The organism is Paraburkholderia nodosa (genome assembly GCF_001718195.1).
GTDB classification, from domain to species: Bacteria; Pseudomonadota; Gammaproteobacteria; order Burkholderiales; family Burkholderiaceae; genus Paraburkholderia; species Paraburkholderia nodosa_A.
In genome coordinates, this window is sequence record NZ_MCNV01000003.1 from 338,779 (window position 1) to 363,768 (window position 24,990).

The window sequence follows — 24,990 nt, forward strand, 5'->3', positions numbered from 1 at the left end:
TTTTCATTACGACGACGTCGCAATAGGAATGTGCGCGCCCGCGATTGCGCGGACATCGGCCGCCCGCCATCGCCGCCCCTCACACAAATACCGGAATACAGGCTTGATGCGACCCTCGCGGGTTGCGGCCCACATGCGCATCGTCTCGACGGTTTCGCCCAGTGCTGCCGCCGCTTCGGCATCAGTAAGCAGTTCAGCTGCGCGATCCATCGCTGCATCCGCTTCGCCGTGCTTCGCGCGGTGCGCGCTCACGCGCTTGAGTTGCGCCGCGCGCGATGCGGCACTCGTGCTGGCCTTGGTGGCGAGCCAAGCATCCAGGTCACGGACAAAAAAAACAGTGATGTGCGGCGCCAATTTGACCGGCTGCGGAAAACCCGGCTCTCGTACGAATTTCCAAAGCCTACTGACAGTTACGGCGATGTATTGCGCGGCGTTTTTCGGCCTCAACGCGGCAACCGGACTCGCGTCGGGTTTTTTGGGCACAGTCGTTTTTTTCATCTCTGATGACCTCCGAGCGTCACGCTTTCGAGCGCATCGTCTGCCGGTCCGGCGCACCCTGCAAGCCGCGTTCGGCTTCGCGAGCGTTCGCGAGCTTTCACGAGCGTTTGCGCGCGTTCCCGCGCCGCATTCGGTCGGCCAAATTCTTGAGCGTGAAAAACCGAACTGCGGTTTGGGTTTGGTATTTGATGCCGTCGCCGTCGTCCGAGAGGCCAATTAGCGAGCAGTAGCGCTGTCCGGCCAGCTTCATCAACTCGACATACACGCTGTGGGGATCGTCGGAATCAGAGGCGCGCTTCCTGGCTTCCGCGATCTCCGCATCGAGCCAAGATGGCCGCTTCAGTTTCAGCGGCATAGGCGTGCCATCGCCCGGCCGCACAGGCGCGTCGTGGTCCGGCTGAACAGATGCATGCGGCGCTTCCGGCATCACACCGGCGCGGGCCAGCACGGTACGGGCCGCCGCGTCCGTGAGCTGCTTCGGTACCGTGACAAAGCGCTTGTCAAGTTCGCGGATATACGGCGCATGATCGTCTGACTGATACAGCACCAGATGACGCGGCACCTTTGCGGATTCGGGGTTGCGTAGAATCCCGAACTCCGTGAGGAGCTGCCGGTGCCGCTCGGCTGATTCCAGCAGAAACCAGTAGTGATTTCGCAAACGCGGATCACGTTCAATGTCCTGCAACCAGCCCGGATCGCAACCGAGCGATAGCGCCACCAATGGCCAAAGTGGACCGGGCTGGGCGCAGTCGTACTGATCCCATCGCGGCTGGCGTCTCCGCTCACAACGCTCGATCTCTTCGCGCGACAGCGGCGCGTTATCATCTTCCGTAGTCATCTGCCGCGCCTCCCATAAGGCGGGGTTGGTGATCAGACCATGCACATCGTTGACGCGCTATGCGTGGTCGGGAAAAGGCGACAGCACTGCTTCGGCCGGCATGTCGCCTTTTCTTTTCTACTTCGCCACCTTGCGCTTGCGCATTGGCAGCACGCCGGCGGCGTCCGGCACCGTCACGCAATGGCGCGCCCAGTCCGCCATCAGCACCGTCCGTTTCACGAGCAGGTCGCCGCGCTGATAGGCGGCTTCAGCCTGGTCCTTCAGTTGGTGAGCCAATGCGTGCTCGATCACCTCGCGCGGATGAGCGGTAGTCTCGCCGGCCCAGTCCCTGAACGAACTTCGGAAGCCGTGCGCGGTCAGGTCGGCCCGTCCCATGCGCTTGAGCACGGCCGTCAGGCTCATGTCGGAGAGCGGCCCAAGCCGTGGCGCGGCGAATACGTAGTTATCCCGGCGCGGCAAGGCTTCAAGCAGCGTCACGGCGGCGCCGCTCAACGGCACGCGATGCTCGCGGCCGGCCTTCATGCGTCCGGCCGGCACGGTCCACAGCCTCGCCGCCAGATCAATCTCTTGCCACACGGCGTGGCGCACTTCGCCGCTGCGCGCCACCGTCAGGACCGCAAATTCGAGCGCCCGCGCCGCGATGCCCTCGCGCCCGCGCAGGTCGCGCATGAACGCGCCGATCTCTTGGTAGGGGAGCGCCGCATGGTGTTTTGAGGTTTCACGCTGGACCTTGCCCGGTGCCGGCAGCAGCTTGTCCAGATGGCCTTTCCATCGCGCAGGGTTGTCGCCGCTGCGGTGCCCGTGGACGGCGGCCCAGTCGAGAATCGCCTCGATGCGCCCGCGCAGGCGGCTTGCCGTTTCGTTTTTTTTGAGCCAGATGGGTTCGAGCACGCGCATGACGTGCGGCGTCCCGATCTCGCGCACGTCGAGAGCGCCGATTTTCGGATAGGCGTACTTGGTGAGCGTCGATGTCCATTGCTTGCGGTGCTTGTCGTTGCGCCATCCCGCCTCGTGAATCGCGATATACGCCTTCGCACACTCCTCAAACGTTCGCGCGGACATCGCGGCCAGCTCGCGCTCGCGTAGCACAGCGCGACGGTGCGTGAGTGGGTCGATGCCGTCGATTAGCAGCTTGCGGCACTCGGTTGCCTTCGCGCGGGCCTCAGTCAGCGTCACGATGTCGGCACTGCCCAAGCCCATGTCGGTTGACCTACCCCGGATTTTGTAGCGAAAAATCCAGGACTTGCCGCCTCCGTCTGCGCTGGCGCTCTTGCCCACGTACAGGATCAAGCCATTGCCGTCTAGGTGAGCGCCAGCCGTGGCGCGCTTCACCGCGAGCGGCGTGAGCCGGTTGATGAGACGTTTGGCCATGCTTCCTTCCCACACTCTGAATCGAGATTCGAGTGTACATCGAGCGACAATGGGAGACAACAAAACGCGTTTATCCCCTTTTACATGGCTCTTTTCGCGACAAGCGGAGACAGTTAGAGATAAGAGAAAACAGGTAGTATGGCGGACACCGCCTCCGCCAATTCGTGAAACCTGGCGCGACTGAACGCCAGCGTGTCGTCAAGATGCCGGCCCTCAGGCCGAAACGCCATCGATCAACGAGATACCGCCCCTGCGCCACGCGAAAATGCGTGGTCAGCATTGCACCCTCAGTAATCAGGACTGCGAGTTATTTTGCGCTGATCATCTCGCGCCGAGCGTATGGACACGCCAATCAACAATTAAAGGGTCAAACCCAAAAATCGCCCGGAAAATCGCGCTCAATTCACTAGGTGAAAACCCTAACCATGAGGTAAAATCCTACCCATTGATGGAAAGATCGCCATGCCGCACCAATACCAACTGCTCGAGAAATTCGCGTTTTCGCTCGTCGTCCTGTTCGCCGTGATGTGCTCCAGCTACATCGCGTGGGAAAGCTCGCCCAATCTGCGTGACAACTTCCAGGTCGGCAAGGAGCTGTTCCTGAAGAGCGGCGAATACTCGTACGCCTGCGCAACCACCGCGGCCGATCCCTGCGCGCAGTTCCCGGTCGAATAAGCACCTCGAATACCCTCGCCGTTTCGCCAGTCCCGTGACTACGCGGGACAGTTCTGATTGCTTCCCGCTGCGTATCGTCTAAGCTCGATTCAGGTTCCGCTTCCGAGCTTGTTCGACATGCTCATCCGCGTCCAGTGGTCTTGCGGTTCGTCCGCACACAGCGCCTCCCTCGCACGGCGCCTCGGTCTGGTTTTGCTGCTCGCGATGCTCGGGTGCCTCGGCGCCTGCACGATCACGCCGCCGCCCAGGCCGCTTCTCGTCATTCCCCCCGCGGCGATCAATAGCGCCACACTCGACGACTACCGCACCACGGTGGCGAAACACATCGTCGAGCACAACCCGTCCTACGTTCTGCACGGCGCGCCCCAGGCCATGCTGCGCTCCCTCGTGGTCGTGTCGTTCACGGTCAATCGCAACGGCCAGATCGTGAAGTCGTCGGTTTACCGGACCAACGGCGACGACGAAGCCGAAGCCACTGCCCTCGCAACGTTGCGCCGCGCCGCGCCTCTGCCGCCGCCGCCGGGCGGCCTGCTCAATTCCGCGGGCCAGCTCGAGATGTTCGAGGACTGGCTCTTCAACGACAACGGCAAGTTCCAGTTGCGCACGCTCGCCTCGCCGCAGGCGCAGAACTACCAGTGACCAACGCGCTTCGCGCGATACCTGACGCGCGCGAGCCTGCTTACGCCCGCCTTGCTGCACGGCGCGCACGGTCGTTATAATTTTTCGCTATCCCCAGCCGGCGCCCGCCGGCCATACCTCTTGCCATGCGCCATCCGCGCGGCCGCGTGAGGCTTCGACCGCGCTTTCGCCTTCTTGCGCCTATCGGCGCGCGCTTTGGCCGGTCGGGAATCAACGCGCACGGCCCGCGCTGTGCGTTGCATACTGGCGAAGCGTCGCCGCCTGACGGACGCTGCCGGAGCGTCGAGCATCAGGCACGCGCCCCGCTACGCTTCGAGCCTGTACAAAGACGCCCGCGCAAAGCCACGCAAGACTCAGGCGCAAGCGCGTCACAACGACTGGAGACCCTTGAATGTCCACCTCACCCATTTCGCCCGCGCGCGCCGATCAGGCAAACGCAGCGAAGCAGCAAAGCACCGCGCGCGTGATCTTTGCGAGCTTTATCGGCACCGCGATCGAGTTCTACGACTTCTATGTGTACGCAACGGCCGCCGCGCTCGTGATCGGCCCCGTGTTCTTCCCGCACGGTTCGGCTACGGCGCAGGCGCTCTCGGCGTTCGTCACTTTCGGCATTGCGTTCGTCGCGCGGCCGATCGGCTCGTTCATCTTCGGCCACTTCGGCGACCGCATCGGCCGTAAATCGACGCTGGTGGCGTCGCTGCTCGTCATGGGCCTCTCCACCACGCTGATCGGCTTCCTGCCCGGCTATGACGCGATTGGCAGCCTCGCGCCGATCCTGCTGTGCATCCTGCGCTTCGGCCAGGGCATTGGCCTCGGCGGCGAATGGGGCGGCGCCGCGCTCCTCGCAACGGAATACGCGCCGCAAGGCAAGCGCGGCTGGTTCGGCATGTTCCCGCAGCTCGGGCCGTCGGTGGGCTTTCTCGCCTCGAACGGCCTTTTCTTCGGCCTCGCCTCCACGCTCTCCGACCAGCAGTTCCGCGACTGGGGTTGGCGCGTGCCGTTCATCGTCTCGGCGGTGCTCGTCGCGCTCGGTCTGTACGTGCGCATGAAGATTGCCGAGACGCCCGCCTTCAAGGCCGCTGTCGAGCGCGAGGAACGCGTCAAGGTGCCGGTCGCGACGCTGCTCTCGCAGTACTGGTGGCCGACGCTGCTCGGCGCGCTCGCCATGGTCGTGTGCTACACGCTCTTCTACAACGCCACGGTGTTCTCGCTCTCGCACGGCGTGACGGCGCTCCACATTCCGCGCCCGACCTTCCTCGGCATGCTGTGCATCGCGGTGGTGTTCATGGGTATCGCGACGCCGATCTCGGCCTGGCTTTCCGACCGCTTCGGCCGCAAGCCCGTGCTGATCGTCGGCTGCATTCTGGCGATTCTCTCGGGCTTCACGATGGAGCCGCTGCTCGGCAGCGGTGCCACGCCGCTCGTGCTGCTCTTCCTCGTGATCCAGCTGTTCCTGATGGGCGCCACGTTCGCGCCGATGGGCGCGCTGTTGCCGGAGCTGTTCCCGACCAGCGTGCGCTACACGGGCGCGGGCGTGGCGTACAACCTGGGCGGCATTCTTGGCGCATCGGTTGCGCCGTATATCGCGCAGGTGCTGGCCGCGCGCGGCGGACTCTCGTGGGTCGGCGCGTATGTGTCGATCGCCGCCTGCGTGAGCCTGTTCGGTGTCCTGTGCATGCGCGAGACGCGCCATACGTCGCTCTCGTAACGCAACGCCGCAACAATGAAAAAGCGGAGGCCGCCAGGCGGTCTCCGCTTTTTTTATGCCTTTTTTTGATCGCTTTGGGTACGCGCGAGGCGTGTCTATACTCGAATCAGCTAGCGGGGAGCGATCTCCCGGGGGAGCCGACGATGAACCTGCATCTGAGCAACGCCGACATTGTCCTGATCATCGCCCTCGCCCTGGGCATCTCGCTCCTGCTGGCGTTTCGACTGCGCACCGCGAGCTGGCGTGCGGTCCTGCTCGAAGCGCTGGCCGCGAACGCCGCGGCAATTGCCGCGGTTATCGCGATTGAAATGCTGCTTGCCTGAAGGCTGCTGTGCCGCTGGTACCGTTGGTGCGGCACCGTCCGGCGGCGATCAGCGATAGTAATAGCCGTGATGGTAGCCGCCGCCGTAGTAGCCGCCGGCCGGCACCACGACGCAGCCGCCCAGCGAAGCCGCGAGCAATGCGCCGGCGATGAGGGTAAGCGTCAATCGTTTCACAGTGGTCTCTCCCTTCAAGTCAGTGTCTGTGTCCGGCCATGCGATGTCGGGCTGGACGGTTACGATTGAACACGACGGCGAAGGCGTGAGGCGTTGCAATTTGTAAGCAGCGGTATGGCCCGTGTAACAGCATCGGAGCGCAAAGCCTTTTGCACGCGCTGTCAGGCGCGCCCCTGCAATACAGGCACGACACTTTTAACAAGCTCGTAATGGGAAACGGCGGGGGAATGCCCGCCGCAACGCGCGTGGCGACCCGCCAAAATCAAGCGGCGTGAACGCGCGATGACGGCACGGACACGCCGCCGTCGCGCACCGGGTAGATGCGATCGACGGCATCGATCGCCACCTGCACGGGCGGCACGTGACGGCCATCGCCGATCGAGATCGAGCGATTGGGCGCACGCACGCCGCTGTGTTCGGCGTCGGTCGAAACGAAGACCATCACCGTCGGCTTGATGAGCGCGTGCGAGAGATGCACGAACCCCGTGTCGGTGCCGACCACGAGCGCGCAATCCTCGATGCGCTGTGCGACCTGAGAAACCGTGAGGCGCGGCAGCACCGTCGCGCCCGGGATGAGCGCCGCAATCTCGCGCGCCGTGGCGTGCTCGTTATCGGATCCCCACGGCAACTCGATACGCAGGCCACGCGCGATCAACGCATTGCCCAGTTCCCCCCAATGCGCGACCGGCCACTTCTTCTCGTCTTTCGAAGTCGCGTGAAAGAGCAGCGCCGTGGGCGCGTCAGGCGCGGGCAGCGCGGTGCCGTCGCGCGGAACGCGCATCTGGAATTCGGGCGGCGTGTCGACCGTATAGCCGAGCGCCTCGCCGGCGCTGATGCGCATGCCGTGCCACGCATCGCACTTCGGACGCGGCCCGAAACGGCCGTTGTACGCGAAGGCTGCGCCACGCTCGCCGAGGTCCTGCGTGAGATAGCCAAAGCGGCGCCGCCCGCGCGCGAGAAACGCGATGATCGCGCTCTTGTACACGCCGTGAATGTCGACGATGGCGTCGTAGCGGTAGGCGCGCAACTCCGAAATCGACGCCCAGATCGACTTGAAGTCGCTCCAGCGGCGCGCCTTCTTGAAACGGCGCAGCGGCGCGCAGAGCACGCGGTCGATGCCGGCATTCCAGCGCACGATATCGGCAAAGGCCTCATCGGCGGCCCAATCGACCTTCACGCCGGGGAAGGCGCGCTGCACGTCGGCCACGACCGGAAGCGCCTCGACGATATCGCCGAGCGAAGTCACTTTGACAATCAAAACTCGTTTCATTGTGCTGCGGGCCTCAGGGCCCGATATTCCAGTCTTCAAGGGATTGGCGGAGATTTTAGCGGACGAACCTTGCGCCAACCTGCGAATGAGCGATTCGACACGAGCGAAATCTGTCCCTTTCTTACAGGTTCCCTGTGCGGCGTCGACAAAGTACGCCGCAAAACGCACCGGGCCCGACACGCCAATGCGTGTCGGGCCCGGTCGGGACGATCCGTCGAGGAGCGATAGAAACGGTCGACGGCTAGTAGACGACGACCGGTGCGGGTCTCACGTACATGGGCCGCGCCGGCACGACGATGCAGCCCGCCAGCATAAGCGCGAGCACGGCCGCCGCGAGCAATTTTTTACTCATGATAGGGCTCCCCTCAGGCTTGAAGGATCAGACGGCCCAGTGGCCTTCGACCCAGCGCCAGTTCGGGCCGTGCGCGATCCAGTGGCCCGGCACCCAGTGGTAGCCGACACGCTCGGCCTGCCAGTGGCCCCTCACCCACACGTACTGGCCGTGGTCCCAGCGCCAGTGGCCCTTGTCCCACACGTAGCCCACGCGCGGCGCCGGCGCGACTTCCACACGTTCGCCAGGCGGCGGCGCGCTCGGCTCGACCACGACGATTTCGGCAAGCGCCGGAGCCGCGACCGCGCAGGTGCCAGCGGCAACGATTGCGACCTTGGCGATGAAGAGGCGAATGGAGTTGTTCATGTTGGCCACCCTTGATTGTTTGACGCCTGGATTGGCGTTACCCGATCAATGCGCGAGCACGGCGTTGCGCTGACAGCGGCGGTGTTACGGCGCGGGGTGATGTGAAACGGAATATTTCGGCAAGGCAGGCGACCGGGCCAAAGCACGGCGCACGAGAAGGGACGGCGCGAAGGAACAGCGGGGCGATACGACGAACGACGCGCGCAGCGCAGTGGCTGCGCGCGTTGAAACTCAAGCCTGCGGAATCTCGATCTTGACCTCGAGCACTTCGAGATCGTCCTGACGTTCGAGGCTCACGCGAATGTCTTCATCGGAGATCTTCACGTACTTCGAGATCACCGCGACCAGTTCGCGTTGCAAGGCCGGCAGATAGTCGGCGGGCGGATGGCCGCCTGCGCGCTCGTGAGCAATGATGAGCTGCAGGCGTTCCTTCGCTACCGAGGCGGACTTCTTCTTCTCGCCGAGAAAAAACGAAAGAAACGACATGACGTTCGCCTCCCTTACTTGCTACCGAAGAGGCGCTGCAAGAGGCCCGGCTTCTGGTAATCGGTGAAGCGAAGCGACTTGTCCTCGCCGAGAAAGCGCGACACGACGTCCTTGTACGACTCGGCGACGTCGGTGCCGTCCAGATGCACTGCCGGCAGACCCTGGTTCGATGCGTGCAGCACCGCTTCCGATTCGGGAATCACGCCGATCAGTTCAATGCGCAGGATTTCCTGAATGTCGTTCAGCGAGAGCATTTCGCCTTCGCTCACGCGCTTCGGGTTGTAGCGGGTGATGAGTAGGTGCTCCTTGATCGGGTCCTTGCCTTCGATCGCACGCTTCGTCTTCGACGACAGCATGCCGAGGATACGGTCCGAGTCGCGCACGGAAGACACTTCCGGGTTCGTCACGATGAGCGCTTCGTCGGCGAAGTGCATCGCGAGCAGCGCGCCCGACTCGATGCCCGCGGGCGAATCGCACACGATGTACTCGAAGTCCATCTTGCGCAGGTCCTCGATCACCTTCTCCACGCCTTCTTTCGTGAGCGCGTCTTTATCGCGCGTTTGCGAGGCCGGGAGAATGAAGAGGTTTTCGCACTTCTTGTCCTTGATGAGCGCCTGATTGAGGTTCGCCTCACCCTGGATCACGTTGATCAGGTCGTACACGACGCGGCGCTCGCAACCCATGATGAGGTCGAGATTGCGCAGGCCCACGTCGAAGTCGATGACCGCAGTCTTGTGGCCGCGCAACGCGAGGCCCGATGCGAAACTCGCGCTCGTGGTCGTCTTGCCGACACCACCTTTGCCCGAAGTCACCACAATGATTTTTGCCATTCCCTTACCTTGCGTTCGTCAGTTTCTCAGTTTGGTCTCATCGCGTGCCGCTCATGCCCCTGATCGCCTGCGCACGACGCTCGAGCTGCGACTCAGGTGAGCCTCAACGGTTCGATCAACAGCTTTTCTTCCTCGAGCCGGATTTGCGCCGGCTTGCCCCGCACGTCGTCGGCGAGTGGAACTTCAGTCGTACGGTAGATGCCCGCAATCGAAATCAGTTCCGCCTCGAGGCTCGTGCAGAAAATGCGTGCGTCGTGGTTGCCGTGCACACCCGCGAGCGCGCGGCCGCGCAGCGGCGCGTAAATGTGGATGTTGCCCTCGGCGATCACTTCCGCGCCGTTGGATACGAGGCCGAGCACGACCACGTCGCCCTTCGCGTAGATGCGCTGGCCCGAGCGCAGCGGCCGGTCGATCACGAGCGTGGGTTCCGCGCGCGTGCCCGACGCGCCGGCGTCGAGGGCCGCCGCGGCACTCACCGTTGCCGCTGCGCTCGCTTCGGCGGCGGCCGGGTCCGTTTCGGCGGTAGAGAGTTCGGGCTGCGCAGCGGTGGCGTGCGGCGCGGCCGAACCGGTGGCGGATGCGCTCGCCGATGCATTCGCTGCCTCGCCTTCGCTTGCGCCTTCTTCGGCGGCCGGCTTCGCGCCCGCGCCGCGGCGGTCGCGGGCCTCGAGGAACGGCAGGCCTGCCGCAGCGGCCCAGCTGTGTTGTTCAGGTTGCGCAACCACGCCTACCGGACGCATGCGCACGCTTTCGAGCAGGCGCGCGATGTCGCCGAGCGCGACCTGCTCGCCGTCGGCGAGACGCCGCACGTCGATCGCGACAGTGTCGTTCGCGAAGAATTCGGGCGTCGCCTCGAAGCGCCGCGTGAGCTCGGCGCGCATGGCGTCGAGCTCGGTCGTCTTGACCACGAACAGAAGCGTATCGACTGAACCGCTCTTCAGTTCAAAATATGGCGATTTCTTGGGCGACATGGCGTTCGGCTAAAAATTTTGCGTATTTTACAGGCGCGGACGCACACGGCCATTATTTTTAATGGTGTTTCGGTGTGACGTGCGGAGGGCAGCGGAACGCGCGCGACGCCGCACGCAGCGGCGCGAACGCAGGGCGTTACGGCGAGGAAGCGGACTTCGTATGCTCGCCGAGCGTGCGCATGAGCAGCGTTTCCCACTGCTCGGGCTGCTGCTGGCTGCGCGCGTGGTCGCCGGTGGCGACAAAGCCGAGGCGCTCGTAGAAGCGCATGGCCGTGGCGTTCGTGTCGGTGATCCAGGCATAGACCTGCGTGGCGCCTTCGCTCACGAGCCAGTCGATGGCGCTGTTCAGCAGCAATTCGCCGCCGCTCAGATGACGCACCGCAGGCGCGACCCACAGCGCCGAGACGAACGCGCGGCGCGCCGGCGCGCTTTCGAAGCTCGCGCCGATCAGACCGGCCGGATGGCCCTCGGTATAGAGAATGAACGACGTGCCCGTGTGCGAGACCGCATGCCGGGCCGCCGCGGCGTCGAAAACGGCGACATCGGCGGATAGCGCGTCTTCGAGCGTGTCGCCGAATGCATAAGGCGCGTCGCGCAGCGAAGCTGTTCGAAGCTCGCGGAGCACGGCACCCTGATCGGCGGCGATACGGCGAACGGTCAGTGACGGACTCATGCAGTCGTAAACCCCAATAAAGCGCTAACGCGTAGCTTTAACCGAACTGGCTTGAGAGTCAAATCCTTATTTGACAATTGCCGACACGCGACGCCCCGCGCGCGAGCCTTGACAGACGGCCCCAGAGGCCGCACAGCCACGCTCATGGGGCCTCGTAGGCGCCTGTGCCGTCCGGCCAGGGCGTGAGGAGTTCGTAGCCGTCGTCGGTAACCGCGACCATGTGTTCCCACTGCGCCGAGAGCGAGCGGTCCTTCGTGACGACCGTCCAGCCGTCGCGCTGCACCGATGTGCCGGCGCGGCCCGCGTTGACCATCGGCTCGATCGTGAAGACCATGCCCGGCTTCAGGCGCACGCCCTGCCCCGGCTGGCCGTAGTGCAGCACCTGCGGTTCCTCGTGGTAGACCTTGCCGATGCCGTGGCCGCAGTACTCGCGCACGATCGAGAAGCCGTCCGCCTGAGCGCGCTTCTGGATGGCGTTGCCGACGTCGCCGAGCGTCGCCCCCGGCTTCACCTGGCGGATGCCCGCGAGCATCGCCTCGTAGGTCGTGTCGATCAGCTGGCGGCCCACCGAACTCGGCGTGCCGACGCAGTACATGCGGCTCGTGTCCCCGAAATAGCCGTCCTTGATCACGGCCACGTCGATGTTGATGATGTCGCCGTCCTTGAGCACTTCGCCGCGATTCGGAATGCCGTGGCAGACCACGGAATTGACGGACGTGCAGATCGTCTTCGGAAAGCCGAGGTAGCCGACATTGGCCGGCACGGCCTTGAGCGTGTTGACGATGTAGTCGTTGCAGATCGCGTCGAGGTCGTCGGTAGAGACGCCCGGCTTCACGTGCTCGCCGATCATCGCGAGCACGTCGGCGGCGAGCCGGCCCGAAATGCGCAGGCGGGCGAGATCATCGGCAGACTTGTAGGTGATAGGCATCGATGGACCGGAGTGGGCGCGGCGGTGGCAGAGAAGCCTGCGCCGCAATTCAAAGGAGCGATTGTACCGGCGCTGCGGCGTCGCCAGCGCAGCAACCCGCAGCAATCTGTGTCATCCCGATGACGCCGGACGCGGAATTTTCAGAGATCTCCGATCGTTCGAGCACAAGCCGCCGTCAAGAATGAGAAATATCTTACATCGCGCGCTGGCAGTCCGATCATGACCCCAAGTGCAAGTGAATGCGCGCGCCAGCCTGCATGCCGGATCTCGAGCAGAAAAGCAAAAACCCCTGCAGCGGTTAGGCATGCAGGGGTTTTCTGAATCTGGCGGAGAGGGTGGGATTCGAACCCACGGTACGGGGAAACCGTACGCCTGATTTCGAGTCAGGTACATTCGACCACTCTGCCACCTCTCCGGTGTACGGCTCTTTACTGCTTCCCCGGTGTTGGTCGGCAACCGGAGAAGCGAAGATTATAGAACATTTTTTGACTTCTGCAAGCCCTCATCGGAAAAAAGTTTCGAGGGCAAGGAATCACATGTCCTGCGCGCGAGACAGCGCCTCAGGCGCCGGCTTCGAGACGCGCCACGCCGCCCATATACGGCCGCAGCACCTCCGGCACGGCGACCGAGCCATCGGCTTCCTGATAGTTCTCCAGCACGGCAACCAGCGTGCGGCCGACGGCGAGGCCCGAGCCGTTGAGCGTGTGCACGAGTTCCGGCTTGCCCTGCGCGTTGCGATAGCGCGCCTGCATGCGGCGCGCCTGGAACGCTTCCGTGTTCGAGCAGCTCGAAATTTCGCGATACGTGTTCTGCGCAGGCAGCCACACTTCGAGGTCATACGTCTTGGTGGCCGAGAAACCCATGTCGCCCGTGCACAGCGTGATGACGCGATACGGCAGGCCGAGCTTCTGCAGGATGGTTTCCGCGTGGACGACCATCTGCTCGAGCGCGTCGTACGACGTTTCGGGCGCAACGATCTGCACCATCTCGACCTTGTCGAACTGGTGCTGACGGATCATGCCGCGCGTGTCGCGGCCATACGAACCGGCTTCCGACCGGAAGCACGGCGAATGCGCCGTGAGCTTGATCGGCAGCGCGCTGCCTTCCACGATGCTCTCGCGCACGGTGTTCGTGAGCGAGATTTCTGAAGTCGAAATGAGGTACTGCGTGACCGTGTTTTCGCCGCCGCCCTTTTCCACGCGGAACATGTCGTCGGCGAACTTGGGCAGCTGGCCCGTGCCGTACAGAATTTCCGGGTTGACGATGTAGGGCGTGTACGTTTCCGTGTAGCCGTGGTGGAGCGTGTGGGTGTCGATCATGAACTGCGCGAGCGCGCGGTGCAGGCGCGCGATCTGGCCGCGCAGCATCGTGAAGCGGGCGCCCGAGAGCTTCGCGCCCGTTTCGAAGTCCAGACCCAGCGGCGTGCCGACATCCACGTGATCCTTCACCTCGAAGTCGAACGCGCGCGGCGTGCCCCAGCGGCGCACTTCCACGTTGTCGGCCTCGTCCTTGCCGGCGGGCACGCTTTCGTGCGGCAGGTTCGGCACGCCGAGCAGCAGGTCCGAGAGTTTCGACTGGATCTCGTCGAGCTTGGCCGCCGACGTCTTCATCTCGTCGCCGATGCCGCCCACTTCGGCCATGACCGCCGAGGTGTCCTCGCCACGGCCTTTCATCGCGCCGATCTGCTTCGACAAGCTGTTGCGGCGCGCCTGGAGCTCTTCGGTGCGGGTCTGGATGGCGCGGCGTTCCGCTTCGAGCGCGGAGAAGGCCGCGACGTCGAGGGTGTAGCCGCGGTCGGCGAGGCGCTTCGCGACGCCGTCGAGGTCTTTGCGCAGCAGCTGGATGTCGAGCATGGGATTGTGAGACGCAGTGTCGTTGTGTGAAGGGACGATTTTAGCGCACCGGCCGGGCCATCCCGGCGCGGCGGGCATCGCCGTTGTTCGTGGCGATTCAGCCCTTGCGCTTCCTCTCGCGGATTTCCTCACGGTGCTCCTCGCGCCAGTGCGCGTCGAGGTCGGCCAGGCGCGCGAGCTTTTCGCCGATCTTGCCCTCGAGCCCGCGCGGCGTGGGCTGATACCAGCGCGGCTCGCGCATGCCGTCGGGCAGATAGGTCTCGCCGGCTGCGTAGGCGTCGGGTTCGTCGTGCGCGTAGCGATATTCGTGACCGTAGCCCAGCTCCTTCATCAGCTTGGTCGGCGCATTGCGCAGATGGATGGGCACCGCGCGCGACTGGTCCTTGCTCACGAAGCGCCGCGCCTCGTTATAGGCGTTGTAGCCCGCGTTCGACTTCGGCGCGACGGCCAGATAGATCACGGCCTGCGCGAGCGCGAGTTCGCCTTCGGGCGAACCGAGGCGCTCGTAGGTTTCAGCGGCATCGAGCGTGATGCGCCCGGCGCGCGGGTCGGCCAGGCCGATGTCCTCCCACGCCATGCGCACGATGCGCCGCGCGAGATAGCGCGGGTCCGCGCCGCCGTCGAGCATGCGGCAGAACCAGTAGAGCGCGCCGTCCGGGTTGCTGCCGCGCACCGACTTGTGCAGCGCGCTGATCTGGTCGTAGAAGGCATCGCCGCCCTTGTCGAAGCGGCGCAGGTTCTCCGCCAGCGCGCTGCCGAGCAACTCGCCGTCGATCTCGGTCTTCTTTTGCTGGGCGGCCGCGCGCGCGACGATTTCGAGGTTGTTCAGGAGCTTGCGCCCGTCGCCGTCGGCGGAACCGATCAACGCCTTCTTCGCTTCATCCGTGAAAGTCAGGCCGCCCAGTTCCTCGCTCGCGCGCGCGAGCAGTTCGCCCTGCTCTTCCTCGTCGAGGCTCTTGAGCACGTACACGGCGGCGCGGGACAGCAGTGCGCTGTTCACCTCGAACGACGGGTTTTCCGTCGTCGCGCCGACGAACACGAAGAGGCCCGACTCCACGTGCGGCAGGAAGGCGTCTTGCTGGCTCTTGTTGAAGCGATGGACTTCGTCGACGAACACGAGCGTCTGGTGGCCATGTGCGCGATGCAGTTGCGCCTGCTCCACGGCCTCGCGGATGTCCTTCACGCCCGAAAGCACCGCCGAGAGCGCAATGAATTCGGCGTGGAAAGCATCGGCCATGAGGCGCGCGAGCGTGGTCTTGCCCACGCCCGGCGGCCCCCAGAGAATCATCGAATGCGCTTCGCCGGACTCGAACGCGACGCGCAGCGGCTTGTTGGGCCCGAGCAGATGCTTCTGGCCGATGACCTCGTCGATGGAGCGCGGGCGCAGCCGTTCGGCGAGCGGGACGTTGGCACGGGTTTCTTCAAACATGACGTTTTCGCGATAATGACGGCTTTCCGGCTGGCCACACATGTGTGGCAAATTCGGTGGCAGATTCGGGGACACAGCGGCCCACTCCACAAAACGGCGCGCCGCACCGGATGCAGTCGTGCATTATGACAGCGTGCGCCGCGGCGCGAAGCGCGGGCCGAGCTGCTGAAGCCGACGCACCCGGACAAAACAGACAAAACAGACGATACAGAGGAAAGCGTTCCACATGACTCAAGATTCGCACGCCGGCGAGACCGGCTCCACCTACGCGCCGAACGTGCCCGTGCCCGACGCGCGCCGCCAGTTCCGCACCGGCGACGCCTTCGCGCTATGGTTTTCGCTCGGCATCGGCCTGCTCGTCGCGCAGGCAGGCGCGCTGCTCGTGCCGGGCCTCTCGCTGCCCCACGCGCTTATGGCCATCGTCATCGGCAGCGTGATCGGCGTCGTGCTGCTCGCGCTCGCGGGCGTGATCGGCACGGACACGGGCCTCGCCGCCATGTCGTCGCTGCGCCCGACGCTCGGCGTGCGCGGCGTGTCGGTGCCGGCCGTCATCAACATGGTGCAGCTCGTGGGCTGGGGCTCGTTCGAGATCATCGTGATGCGCGATTCCGCCGATGCGCTCGCCAAACAAGCCTTCGGCCTGTCGATGCCGCTCGTCTGGACCGTGATCTTCGGCGTGCTCGCCACGCTGCTCGCCGTGAGCGGGCCGCTCTCGTTCGTGCGGCGCTTCCTGCGCACGTGGGGCATCTGGCTGCTGCTCGCTGGCGCCGCCTGGCTCACGTGGAGCCTGCTCGTGAAGCAGGACCTGGGCGCGCTGATGCGCCGCCCCGGCACGGGCGAAATGCCGTTTGGCAGCGCCATCGACCTCGTGGTGGCGATGCCGCTCTCGTGGCTGCCGCTCATCGCCGACTACACGCGGTTCGGCCGCAAGGCGGGCGAAACCTTCCGCGGCACGCTGTTCGGCTATGGCATCGCGAACCTGTGGTTCTATGCGCTCGGCGCGATCTACGGCCTCGCCGCGGGCGGCGGCGACGCCCTCCTCACCACGGCGCTCGCGCAGGCCGGCGGCGGCTTCGCGCTGCTGCTCGTGCTGATCGACGAAATCGACAATGCCTTCGCCGATATCCACTCGGCCGCGGTCTCGACCGGCACGTTCTGGACGCGCGCCAGTGTGCCCTGGCTCTCGGCGGCGTTCGGCGCGCTGTGCACGCTGATCGGCCTCGTCGTGCCGATGGCGAAGTACGAGAACTTCCTGCTCTTTATCGGTTCGGTGTTCGCGCCGCTCTTCGGGGTAGTGCTCGCCGATCACTTCATCGTGCGCCGCCGCCGCATCGACACCCAGGCCCTCGCCGATCTGAACGGCGCCTATGGCTATTCGGGCGGCTGGCACGTGAGCGCGTTCGTCGCGTGGGTGGTCGGTTTCGGCGCGTATCAGGCGCTCAACCAGTGGCTGCCGAATCTCGGCGCGACGCTGCCTTCGCTCGTGATCGGCGCACTGTGCTATCTCGTGCTCGCGGGGCGCCGGCGCGCGGCTTACGCGTAACGCGCCGTACTTTCGCTGGACAATAAAAAACGCCAGGCTTCGCAGCCTGGCGTTTTTGCTTTTGGCGACATGCGCAGCGTCACTCGCAATGGCCGCAGCCGCCGTGCGCATGACCGTGATGGTCGTGATGAGCGTGGTCGTCGGCGGGCAGATGCTGCGCGGCCTGCGCCGTGATGCCCAGGCGCTGCAGCAGCTTGCGGTCGGCTTGCGCCTGCGGGTTGCTCGTGGTGAGCAGCTGGTCGCCGTAGAAAATCGAGTTCGCGCCCGCCATGAAGCACAGTGCCTGGAGCGCGTCGTCCATCTGCTCGCGGCCCGCCGAGAGGCGCACCATCGCCTTGGGCATCGTGATGCGCGCCACCGCGATCGTGCGCACGAATTCGAACGGGTCGATCGGTTCCGTGCCTTCGAGCGGCGTCCCCGCGACTTGCACGAGGTTGTTGATGGGCACCGACTCCGGATACGGCTCCATGTTCGCGAGCTGGGCGATCAGGCCCGCGCGTTCGCGGCGCGACTCGCCCATGCCGACGATGCCGCCGCAGCATACGTTGATGCCCGCGTCGCGTACGCGTTCGAGCGTCTCGAGGCGGTCGTCGTAGGTGCGCGTCGAAATGATCTTGCCGTAGAACTCCGGCGACGTATCGAGGTTATGGTTGTAGTAGTCGAGGCCCGCATCGGCCAACGCCTTCGCCTGGTGATCTTCGAGCATGCCGAGCGTCACGCAGGTTTCGAGACCCATCGCCTTCACGCCGCGGATCATGTCCTTGATCGGTTCGAGGTGGCGATCCTTCGGATTGCGCCACGCCGCGCCCATGCAAAAGCGCGTCGCGCCGTTTGCCTTGGCCGCGCGCGCCGCGTCCAGCACGGCGTCGACTTCCATCAGCTTGCCGGCTTCCAGTTCCGTGTCGTGATGCGCCGATTGCGGGCAGTACGCGCAGTCTTCCTCGCAGCCGCCGGTCTTGATCGAGAGAAGCGTGGAAAGCTGCACGGCGTTCGCATCGAAATGCTCGCGATGCACCTGCTGCGCGCGGAACATCAGGTCGTTGAACGGCAACTCGTAGAGTGCGGCGACGTCGGCGACTTTCCAGCGCGCGGCGGCTTCGGCTGCGGCCTGGGCGCTCGGTGCGGTGGCCTTGAGCGTTGTGATGTCGATGTGGGTTTGCGTCATGGTGTCGGGTCCTTCTTTACGTGACTGTGCTTGACTGTGCTTGAGTGTGCATTACGCGTTGGCGCGCAGGTGTGCGAGCAACGCGTCGATGTTCAGATGTCCGGCTGCGTCGTCGGCGCTCGCACCGCGCATGTGCGGCACGACGCCGACGAGCGGCGCACCGTACTGGGCGGCGAGGCGCTCGCGCAGCGTGCCGATGTTTTCCTCGGGGAACGTCATGGCCGGGTCGATACGGTTCGCGACCCAGCCCGCGAGCGTCAATCCGCGCGCGGCAATCGCTTCGGCAGTGAGCAGCGCGTGGCTGATGCAGCCGAGGCGCATGCCCACCACGAGCACGACGGGCAGACCGAGCGCGACGGCGAGATCGGCGGTGTCTTCGGTCGGCGTAAGAGGCACGCGAAAACCGCCCACGCCTTCCACGACGACGGCATCCGCGCGCTCGCAGGCCGCCTCGTAGCAATCGACGATGCGCGCCATATCGAGCGTCACGCCTTCGAGCGCGGCGGCGATGTGCGGCGCGGCGGGCTCCTTGAGCAGGAACGGCGTGCGGATCTCCGGCGGCAGCAGCACGCTCGCGGCGGCGTCGAGCTGATCGGCGTCCTCGTTGTGCCACACGCCGTCGCGCTCGCAAGCGCCCGCGGCGATCGGCTTGAGCGCCGTGGCGCGCAGCCCCGCGCGGGCGAAGCCGCGCAGCAGCGCCGCGCTCACGAAGGTCTTGCCGATCTCGGTATCGGTGCCGGTGACGAAAAGCGAAACCGTCATTGCACAAGCTCCCGTGCTTCGAGGCTCGCGCGTTGCAGCGATGCGTTCAGCCGGTCGAGGTCGGCATCCGAATGCGCAGCGGAGAGCGAAATGCGCAGACGCGAGGTGCCCTCGGGCACGGTCGGTGGACGAATGGCGGGCACCCACAGGCCGTCGCGCTCGAGCGTGGCCTGCAGCGCGAGCGTCGCCTCGTTCGCGCCGATGACGAGCGGCTGCACGGCGGTATGCGAATCGACGGGTTGCCAGCAGGTATCGCTGAGCAGCGCGCGCGTGCGCGCGATCAGATGCTTGAGATGCGCGCGGCGCGCGTCGCCCTCCTCGCCTTCGATCAAACGCAGGCTCGCGGACACCGCATGCGCAACCGCCGGCGACGAAGCCGTGGTGAAGATGTACGGACGCGCACGCTGCACAAGCCACTCGATCACGGTGCCATGCGCGCAAATGAACGCGCCCGACACGCCCGCCGCCTTCCCGAGTGTGCCGACCATCACGAGATGCTCCGAGCGCAGCGCGGCTTGCGCGAGCGAGCCGCGGCCCTGCGGGCCCAGTACGCCGAAACCATGTGCGTCGTCGACCACGAGCCACGCGCCATGCTGTTGCGCGAGTTCGACGAGACGCGCGAGCGGCGCGACATCGCCGTCCATGCTGAACACCGTGTCGCTCACGATCAGCTTCGCGCTCGCGTCGGAGGCTTCGAGCATCGCGGCGAGCGCCGCCATGTCGGCATGCGGATAGATCTGGATGTCGGCGCGCGAGAGCCGCGCGCCGTCGATCAGCGAGGCGTGGTTGAGCGCATCGGAAAAGATCGTCGTGCCGCGCCCGGCGAGCGCCGTGAGCACGGCCAGGTTGGCCATGTAGCCGGTGCTGAAGTACAGCGCGCGCGGCGCAGCGACGAAGGTGCCCGCGAATGCCGCGAGATCGTCTTCGAGCTGGGCGTGAGCGCGCGAGTGGCCACCGAGCAGATGCGAGCCGCCGCTGCCCGCGCCGTAACGCTGCGCGCCTTCAGCGATGGCCGCGACCAGTTGCGGGTGCGCGGCGAGGCCGAGATAGTCGTTGCTGGCAAAACCGATAGTCGCGCGGCCGTCCACCTGCATATGGGCGCTGCAAGGCGTGTCGGCGGTGCGGCGGCGGCGGCGCAGGCCGTGCGCGTCGATATCGCGCAAGCCCTGTTCGAGGATATCGAGCAATGCCATGTCAGAGGTCCTCCGCGACGGTGGCGTCGAAAGTCTCGCGCGTGCGTGCAGCGAGGAACGCCTGCATTTCGTTGTCCAGAATATACGGCGGCATGACGTAGACCGTCGTGCCGATCGGGCGCAGCAGCAGTTCGCGCTGCAGTGCGTTTTCGAAGAAGCGGCGCGAAAACGTCGCCGCGCGCTGCGCGTCTTCGAGCGCCACGTCGAACGCGAGAATCGTGCCGCACTGGCGCAGGTTGCGCACGAGCGGATGCGCGGCGAGAGGATCGAACAATTCGCGCAGATGCGCCGATTTGCGGGCGTTCGCAACCAGCACGTCATCGCGCTCGAACAAATCGAGCGTGGCGAGCGCGGCGCGGCACGCGAGCGGATTGCCCGTGTACGAATGCGAATGGAGGAAGCCGCGCGTCGTGTCGTCGTCGTAGAACGACTCGTAGATCGCGTCGCGCGACAGCACGATCGAAAGCGGCAGATAGCCGCCGCTGATGCCCTTCGAGAGCGTGAGCAGATCGGGCCAGATGTCGGCCTGCTCGCACGCGAAGAACGTGCCGGTGCGCCCACAGCCGACGGCGATTTCATCGGCGATCAGGTGAACGCGATGGCGGTCGCACAGCGCGCGCAGGCCCTTGAGATACGCGGGATCGTGCATCGCCATGCCGGCGGCGCACTGCACGAGCGGCTCGACGATCAACGCAGCGATGCGCCCCTCGCGCTCGATGAAAAGACGCTCGACATCGGCCAGCGCGCGCACGGCGACATCCGCCGCCGTTTGGCCGGGTTGCGCCGCGCGGGCGTCGGGCGAAGCGACCACATGCGCGTGATGCAGCAACGGATCGTACGCATCCCTGAAGAGCTTCACATCGGTCACGCCGAGCGCGCCGATGGTCTCGCCGTGATAGCTGTTGGCAAGGCAGACGAATTCACGCTTGCCGCTCTCGCCGCGGTTGCGCCACGAATGAAAGCTCATCTTGAGCGCGATTTCGACGGCCGACGCGCCGTCGGAAGCGAAGAACGCGTGGCCGAGCACGCCGCCCGTGCGCGCCGACAGCCGCTCGGCGAGCTCCACGGCGGGCTCGTGCGTGCAGCCCGCGAGCATGACGTGCTCGAGCGTGTCGAGTTGCGCCTTGAGCGCGGCATTGATCGAGGCGTTGGCGTGGCCGAAGAGGTTCACCCACCACGAACTGATCGCGTCCAGGTAACGGCGGCCCTCGCGGTCATGCAGCCACGGGCCTTCGCCCCGTGCGACGGCCACGAGCGGCAGGCGCTCGTGATGTTTCATCTGGGTGCAAGGGTGCCACACGGCGCGCAGGCTGCGAGCGACCCAATCGGTCGCGGCGCGATCTTCGCGGGCAAGGTGAGATTGCGAATTCAAATACGACTCCCGATACGACAGCGGGACCGAGATTAACGTGTTAGCTGCCGCAATGCACTACCCCGGAAATCGCCCTCCAACGCACGGCGGTGCGGCGTTTCGCGCCGTTCGGGACAACTCCGGACCGATGGAAAAGAAAGACCAGAAATGCGCGGAGATGACGACGGCAAAGTGAACCCGCCTTACGCAAAAAAATCTGCGCGGCGGTGCGAAATTGCAGAACGCAGGACGGCGCGGCGGATATTTTTGGCGACGCGTCCGCCGGCGCAGGCGCGCGAAAGTCAGCCGATAGTGGGCGGCACAACGGGTTGCGTGCGAGGCAATGGGCCGCGCAAAAGCAAAGCGGCCCGCTCTGGGGCCGCAAGCTTCAAACGCGATGGAGAGTGTGAGCCCGGCGCTCGCCGGGCAGCGGTCCTTACCGGCTCGCCAGCGGGTGGTCGCTGTCGTTGGCGGTGTTGTCCGCCGTGGCGCGCGTGGTGTCGCTCTCGTCGGTCTGGGCGGTCTGCGTGCCGCCGTTGTTCCAGACCACCGTGTTGTTGACGGCATAGAGGCGGCAAGGATCGGCGCTGTGCTTTTCACAGTTCGAGATCGCCACGGCCATCGGATTGTCGCCGCCTTCGGCCCATGACCACGCGCCGGAGTCGGACACCGCGAAGGCGCGGCTCGGATACTGCTTGAGGAAGTTGCGATAACCGTCGCGGCCCGCCTGATCGACGAACGGCACCGCGCCGACCGAGTCGATTTGCGCGAAGCCGGTGCCGCGCGGCGCGACCGGCGAGGCCACGCGATACTGCACCGCCGTCGGCAGGCCGCGGTTGGCGAGGAACGCCTCGACCGTGGGCCACCAGATCCTCACGCCGTCGCGATCGCCCACGAGGCGATGCGCGTCGTTCTTGTAGGCGCCGAAGTCCACGAGCTTTGCCGTCGCGGCCGGGTGATCCTCACCCGTCTGCGCGTCGCGGTAAGCGGCGAACATCTTCGCGACGAGATCGGGCGACCAGACCGAGTCGTTGTCGCCGTAGAGCCAGAGCGAGGCCACGCGGGCCTTGCCGCCGTAGTCGCCGAACGCCTGCGTCAGGTTGTTCTGCCAGCCCGTGCAGGCGTCCTGGCGCAAGCCGCCCGAGAAGTTGATGAGTGCGCGCACGCCGTTGGCCGCCTCGGTGCCATAGGCCATGGTGGCAAGGCCGCCGTGCGAGGTGCCCGCGACGATGATCTGGCTCGCGTCGACATAAGGCTGCTTCGACATGTACGCGATGGTCGAAGCAACATCGGCCGCCTGGCCGAGGCCGTTGTTCGCGACATCGCAGCCGTCCTGCTGATACGAGCCACCCGACTCCGCGAAGCCCTGGCGGTTCGGCGCGACGACGACGTAGCCGCGGCGCACGAATTCGCGCGCGAACGAGAGCGGGTCGCTGCGTGACTGGAGGTGCGGGTCGCCGGGAATCTTGCCGTGGTTGAAGATCACCATCGGGAACGGGCCGGGGCCGTTCGGGCGGTAAATCGTGGTTTCGAGCGTGACGTCACCCGATGCATCGACGGGAACGCGGATCACCTGCTCGTTCATGCTGGCGGGCACGACGGGCAGATACGCGTCGTCGAGCGCGATGCGCGGCACGTTGGCGCTGCCGAGGGGACCGCCTGCGAGGCTGGATTGGGGGCCGTTGGCGGAATGCGTGGCCGGGGTCTTGGCGGCGAGTTGCGCGTTCGCGCTCGCACTTGCCGGATCGGAAAGCGACGCTGCGTGAGCCACCGAAAGCACACACGCGGTGCCGGCTACGACCCATCCGGTAAGGAGCTTCCTGAACGCCATGCGCTACACCACCTGCAAAAGACCTGCTGCTGTGAACCCGACAACCGTCCGACCATTACCCACGCTTCAGCCCTTTCAAGGCACAACGAGACACCGTTGCGCCTGGCCGCGAAGCCAGGAGCGGGCGTGTACCCGTAACGGGGAATTGCATCGATCGGAACACCTGCGCGGCGCAGTTCTATCGTCGATCAGACCCGCCGCCAGCACCCATTGCAGTCGATACACGCATCACGTGAAAAAACTTCTTCACTATGCACTTACGTATCGTGCGGGGCACCGTGATTAGATACTCGCACGACAAATATTTGTTGTGCAATTCAGGGCTAACCCGGCATAACGCATGCCAACCTCGCGCGGCCCTATGAGGCAAGGCGGACACAGCACTTTCGGCCCGCGCCGGACGCGCGCGTTTTAAAAAAGGTCCGGGTGGTGAGCGTCGCGCGCGGACAACAGCCGCGGGATTCTGCAGTAAGCGCCTGTTTGCAAAGGCATTAATTTCGGCGTCGTTAGAGAACCGGCGAGGGAATTCGCTGCGGAAAATATTGCCGGCAGTCAGTTATTCGTTAGCCCGACGAAACGTCGCCGTCAACATAACGCCAGCGGCCGTCGTCGCCGCGCGTAAAGCGGCTCGTCTCGTGCAGCCGGAACGCGCGGCCGCCCGTTTTGTAGCGCGCGACGAATTCGACGATCGCGTGCGCGTCGTCGCGTTGTTCGTGGCGCTTCACCGCGAGACCCAGCCAGCGCGGGGCGCCTTCGGCTGCGGGATCGACGTCGAGATCGGCGGGACAGGTTTCGGGCGCCCACGTCGAGCGCAGATACGCCTCCTCACCCAGCACGTAGGCCGTGTAGCGCGAGCGCATCAGCTCGAGCGCCGTGGCGGGGATCGCCGCTGCGTCGATGAAGCGGCCACAGCACTGCGCGTAACGCGGCGGCTTGCTGACCGCCTTCTGGTTGGGCGCAGCGCCGCCGCAAGGACAATCGGTGGGCCGGGTGGCGGGCGGGACAACGCGCGCAGTTTCAGCGTTCATGGGTCGAGGCTCCGTTGCGAGAGGCCGCAAGCGTAGCGCAGACGGGCGGCGCTTTACCAGTCGAGTTCGGTGCCGTCGTACTGGAAGAAGCGGCCATTGAAGACGTCGCGCGCGGCAGCCGCCTCGGCCACCACCTCGCGCATGCCGGCGACGCTCACCGCCGGGTCGATCGCCGCGTGCGCGCCGCCCATGTCGGTGCGCACCCAGCCCGGATGCAGCGCGACGCAGGTGGCGCGGCGAGTTTGCAGCGAGGTGATCTTCAGCACGTCGTTGAGCGCGGCCTTGCTCGCGCGATAGAGCCAGCCCGTCGTGCCCGTGGTCTCCGCAATGCTGCCCATGCGGCTCGACAGCACGCCGAGCACGCCGTGGGCGTCGTCGACGAGCGGCAACAGAACGGGGATCAACTGCATCGGGCCGCGCACATTGGTGTTCATCACGTATTCGAAGTCTTCGGCCGTGATGGTCTCCACGCCCTCGGTGCGCGGGCCGTAGACGCCGCAGACGACGAGCGCCACGTCGAGCCGTTCGCCGTCGAGCTTCCAGCCGAGCGCAGCAATTTCCTCGGGCCGCGCGATGTCGAGCTGGAAGGTCTGCGCGCCGATTGCGCGCAGGGCTTCGAGCGCTTCGGGCCCACGCGCCGTGGCCAGCACGCGCCAGCCGGCTTTCGCATACTGCCGCGCGAACTCGAAACCCAGGCCCCGCGACGCGCCCACGATCAACGCTGTTTTCATCTCGTCACCTTGCTTGTCCGTGC

The 24,990-nt window shown here is 65.4% G+C and carries 25 protein-coding genes and 1 tRNA gene; 5 read left to right on the plus strand and 21 right to left on the minus strand.

Going from position 1 to position 24,990, the window contains the following annotated elements; all coding sequences use genetic code 11:
- Positions 1-6 precede the first annotated feature (6 nt).
- The 3 genes from BFD71_RS07805 to BFD71_RS07815 form a co-directional block, all read right to left on the minus strand.
- Positions 7-498, minus strand: coding sequence for a helix-turn-helix transcriptional regulator (locus BFD71_RS07805; RefSeq protein ID WP_141710596.1), 492 nt, complete (start codon positions 496-498; stop codon positions 7-9).
- Positions 499-595: 97 nt separating this feature from the next.
- Positions 596-1,336, minus strand: a complete 741-nt coding sequence (locus tag BFD71_RS07810; protein WP_141710597.1) for a hypothetical protein — start codon at positions 1,334-1,336, stop codon at positions 596-598.
- A 117-nt stretch (positions 1,337-1,453) separates the two neighbouring features.
- The gene (locus BFD71_RS07815) at positions 1,454-2,767 is read right to left on the minus strand and encodes a tyrosine-type recombinase/integrase (protein WP_370684254.1); all 1,314 of its coding nucleotides are present in this window, start codon (positions 2,765-2,767) and stop codon (positions 1,454-1,456) included.
- 402 nt (positions 2,768-3,169) lie between these two features.
- Here BFD71_RS07815 and BFD71_RS07820 point away from each other — a divergent pair, with 402 nt between their 5' ends.
- The 4 genes from BFD71_RS07820 to BFD71_RS07835 all read left to right on the plus strand — a co-directional run bounded on the left by BFD71_RS07820 (position 3,170) and on the right by BFD71_RS07835 (position 6,052).
- Complete coding sequence (locus tag BFD71_RS07820) at positions 3,170-3,382, plus strand: hypothetical protein (RefSeq protein ID WP_028205175.1); 213 nt, start codon at positions 3,170-3,172, stop codon at positions 3,380-3,382.
- Between the two features lie 204 nt (positions 3,383-3,586).
- The gene (locus BFD71_RS07825) at positions 3,587-4,021 is read left to right on the plus strand and encodes a TonB family protein (protein WP_256094568.1); all 435 of its coding nucleotides are present in this window, start codon (positions 3,587-3,589) and stop codon (positions 4,019-4,021) included.
- Between the two features lie 391 nt (positions 4,022-4,412).
- A complete protein-coding gene (locus BFD71_RS07830) occupies positions 4,413-5,729 on the plus strand; it encodes an MFS transporter (RefSeq protein ID WP_069262692.1) in 1,317 nt (438 codons plus the stop codon).
- Positions 5,730-5,872: 143 nt separating this feature from the next.
- Positions 5,873-6,052 (plus strand): hypothetical protein, encoded by a 180-nt coding sequence (locus tag BFD71_RS07835; protein WP_069262693.1) that lies wholly within the window; start codon positions 5,873-5,875, stop codon positions 6,050-6,052.
- 48 nt (positions 6,053-6,100) lie between these two features.
- On the opposite strand, the gene BFD71_RS42075 is transcribed toward BFD71_RS07835, so the two are convergent.
- The 11 genes from BFD71_RS42075 to BFD71_RS07885 all read right to left on the minus strand — a co-directional run bounded on the left by BFD71_RS42075 (position 6,101) and on the right by BFD71_RS07885 (position 15,363).
- Positions 6,101-6,226 (minus strand): hypothetical protein, encoded by a 126-nt coding sequence (locus BFD71_RS42075; protein ID WP_256094537.1) that lies wholly within the window; start codon positions 6,224-6,226, stop codon positions 6,101-6,103.
- 262 nt (positions 6,227-6,488) lie between these two features.
- On the minus strand, positions 6,489-7,496 hold the full coding sequence (gene waaC / locus BFD71_RS07840) for a lipopolysaccharide heptosyltransferase I (protein ID WP_069262694.1): 1,008 nt from the start codon (positions 7,494-7,496) through the stop codon (positions 6,489-6,491).
- A 379-nt stretch (positions 7,497-7,875) separates the two neighbouring features.
- A complete protein-coding gene (locus BFD71_RS07845) occupies positions 7,876-8,193 on the minus strand; it encodes a YXWGXW repeat-containing protein (RefSeq protein WP_069262695.1) in 318 nt (105 codons plus the stop codon).
- Positions 8,194-8,424: 231 nt separating this feature from the next.
- The gene (minE, locus tag BFD71_RS07850; protein WP_027795398.1) at positions 8,425-8,679 is read right to left on the minus strand and encodes a cell division topological specificity factor MinE; all 255 of its coding nucleotides are present in this window, start codon (positions 8,677-8,679) and stop codon (positions 8,425-8,427) included.
- A 14-nt stretch (positions 8,680-8,693) separates the two neighbouring features.
- Entirely contained in the window at positions 8,694-9,509 is an 816-nt protein-coding gene (gene minD, locus BFD71_RS07855) for a septum site-determining protein MinD (RefSeq protein ID WP_042260914.1), read from the minus strand.
- A 92-nt stretch (positions 9,510-9,601) separates the two neighbouring features.
- A complete protein-coding gene (gene minC / locus BFD71_RS07860; RefSeq protein ID WP_069262696.1) occupies positions 9,602-10,480 on the minus strand; it encodes a septum site-determining protein MinC in 879 nt (292 codons plus the stop codon).
- 136 nt (positions 10,481-10,616) lie between these two features.
- On the minus strand, positions 10,617-11,153 hold the full coding sequence (locus tag BFD71_RS07865; RefSeq protein ID WP_069262697.1) for a GNAT family N-acetyltransferase: 537 nt from the start codon (positions 11,151-11,153) through the stop codon (positions 10,617-10,619).
- Between the two features lie 142 nt (positions 11,154-11,295).
- Positions 11,296-12,081: a type I methionyl aminopeptidase gene (map, locus tag BFD71_RS07870; RefSeq protein ID WP_069262698.1), complete on the minus strand. Its 786-nt coding sequence runs from the start codon at positions 12,079-12,081 to the stop codon at positions 11,296-11,298.
- Positions 12,082-12,405: 324 nt separating this feature from the next.
- Positions 12,406-12,496, minus strand: a tRNA-Ser gene (locus tag BFD71_RS07875).
- A 145-nt stretch (positions 12,497-12,641) separates the two neighbouring features.
- The gene (gene serS / locus BFD71_RS07880; protein ID WP_069262699.1) at positions 12,642-13,934 is read right to left on the minus strand and encodes a serine--tRNA ligase; all 1,293 of its coding nucleotides are present in this window, start codon (positions 13,932-13,934) and stop codon (positions 12,642-12,644) included.
- 97 nt (positions 13,935-14,031) lie between these two features.
- A complete protein-coding gene (locus BFD71_RS07885; RefSeq protein WP_069262950.1) occupies positions 14,032-15,363 on the minus strand; it encodes a replication-associated recombination protein A in 1,332 nt (443 codons plus the stop codon).
- A 226-nt stretch (positions 15,364-15,589) separates the two neighbouring features.
- On the opposite strand from BFD71_RS07885, the gene cytX reads away from it, so the two are divergent.
- Positions 15,590-16,906, plus strand: a complete 1,317-nt coding sequence (gene cytX / locus BFD71_RS07890; RefSeq protein ID WP_069262700.1) for a putative hydroxymethylpyrimidine transporter CytX — start codon at positions 15,590-15,592, stop codon at positions 16,904-16,906.
- A 79-nt stretch (positions 16,907-16,985) separates the two neighbouring features.
- Here the strand turns inward: cytX and bioB are convergent, their stop codons facing one another.
- From bioB to BFD71_RS07925, 7 genes are all read right to left on the minus strand, one after another.
- Positions 16,986-18,071, minus strand: coding sequence for a biotin synthase BioB (bioB, locus tag BFD71_RS07895; protein WP_069262701.1), 1,086 nt, complete (start codon positions 18,069-18,071; stop codon positions 16,986-16,988).
- A gap of 51 nt (positions 18,072-18,122) precedes the next feature.
- Positions 18,123-18,833, minus strand: coding sequence for a dethiobiotin synthase (gene bioD, locus BFD71_RS07900; RefSeq protein ID WP_069262702.1), 711 nt, complete (start codon positions 18,831-18,833; stop codon positions 18,123-18,125).
- A complete protein-coding gene (bioF, locus tag BFD71_RS07905; protein WP_069262703.1) occupies positions 18,830-20,026 on the minus strand; it encodes an 8-amino-7-oxononanoate synthase in 1,197 nt (398 codons plus the stop codon). The genes bioD and bioF overlap by 4 nt, the downstream gene beginning before the upstream one ends.
- Position 20,027: 1 nt before the next feature.
- Positions 20,028-21,398 (minus strand): adenosylmethionine--8-amino-7-oxononanoate transaminase, encoded by a 1,371-nt coding sequence (bioA, locus tag BFD71_RS07910; RefSeq protein ID WP_069262704.1) that lies wholly within the window; start codon positions 21,396-21,398, stop codon positions 20,028-20,030.
- A 415-nt stretch (positions 21,399-21,813) separates the two neighbouring features.
- A complete protein-coding gene (locus BFD71_RS07915) occupies positions 21,814-23,208 on the minus strand; it encodes a dienelactone hydrolase family protein (RefSeq protein ID WP_083245126.1) in 1,395 nt (464 codons plus the stop codon).
- A 563-nt stretch (positions 23,209-23,771) separates the two neighbouring features.
- Positions 23,772-24,236, minus strand: a complete 465-nt coding sequence (locus BFD71_RS07920) for a YchJ family protein (protein WP_069262705.1) — start codon at positions 24,234-24,236, stop codon at positions 23,772-23,774.
- Positions 24,237-24,289: 53 nt separating this feature from the next.
- Entirely contained in the window at positions 24,290-24,967 is a 678-nt protein-coding gene (locus BFD71_RS07925; RefSeq protein ID WP_069262706.1) for an SDR family oxidoreductase, read from the minus strand.
- Between the last annotated feature and the right edge of the window lie 23 nt (positions 24,968-24,990).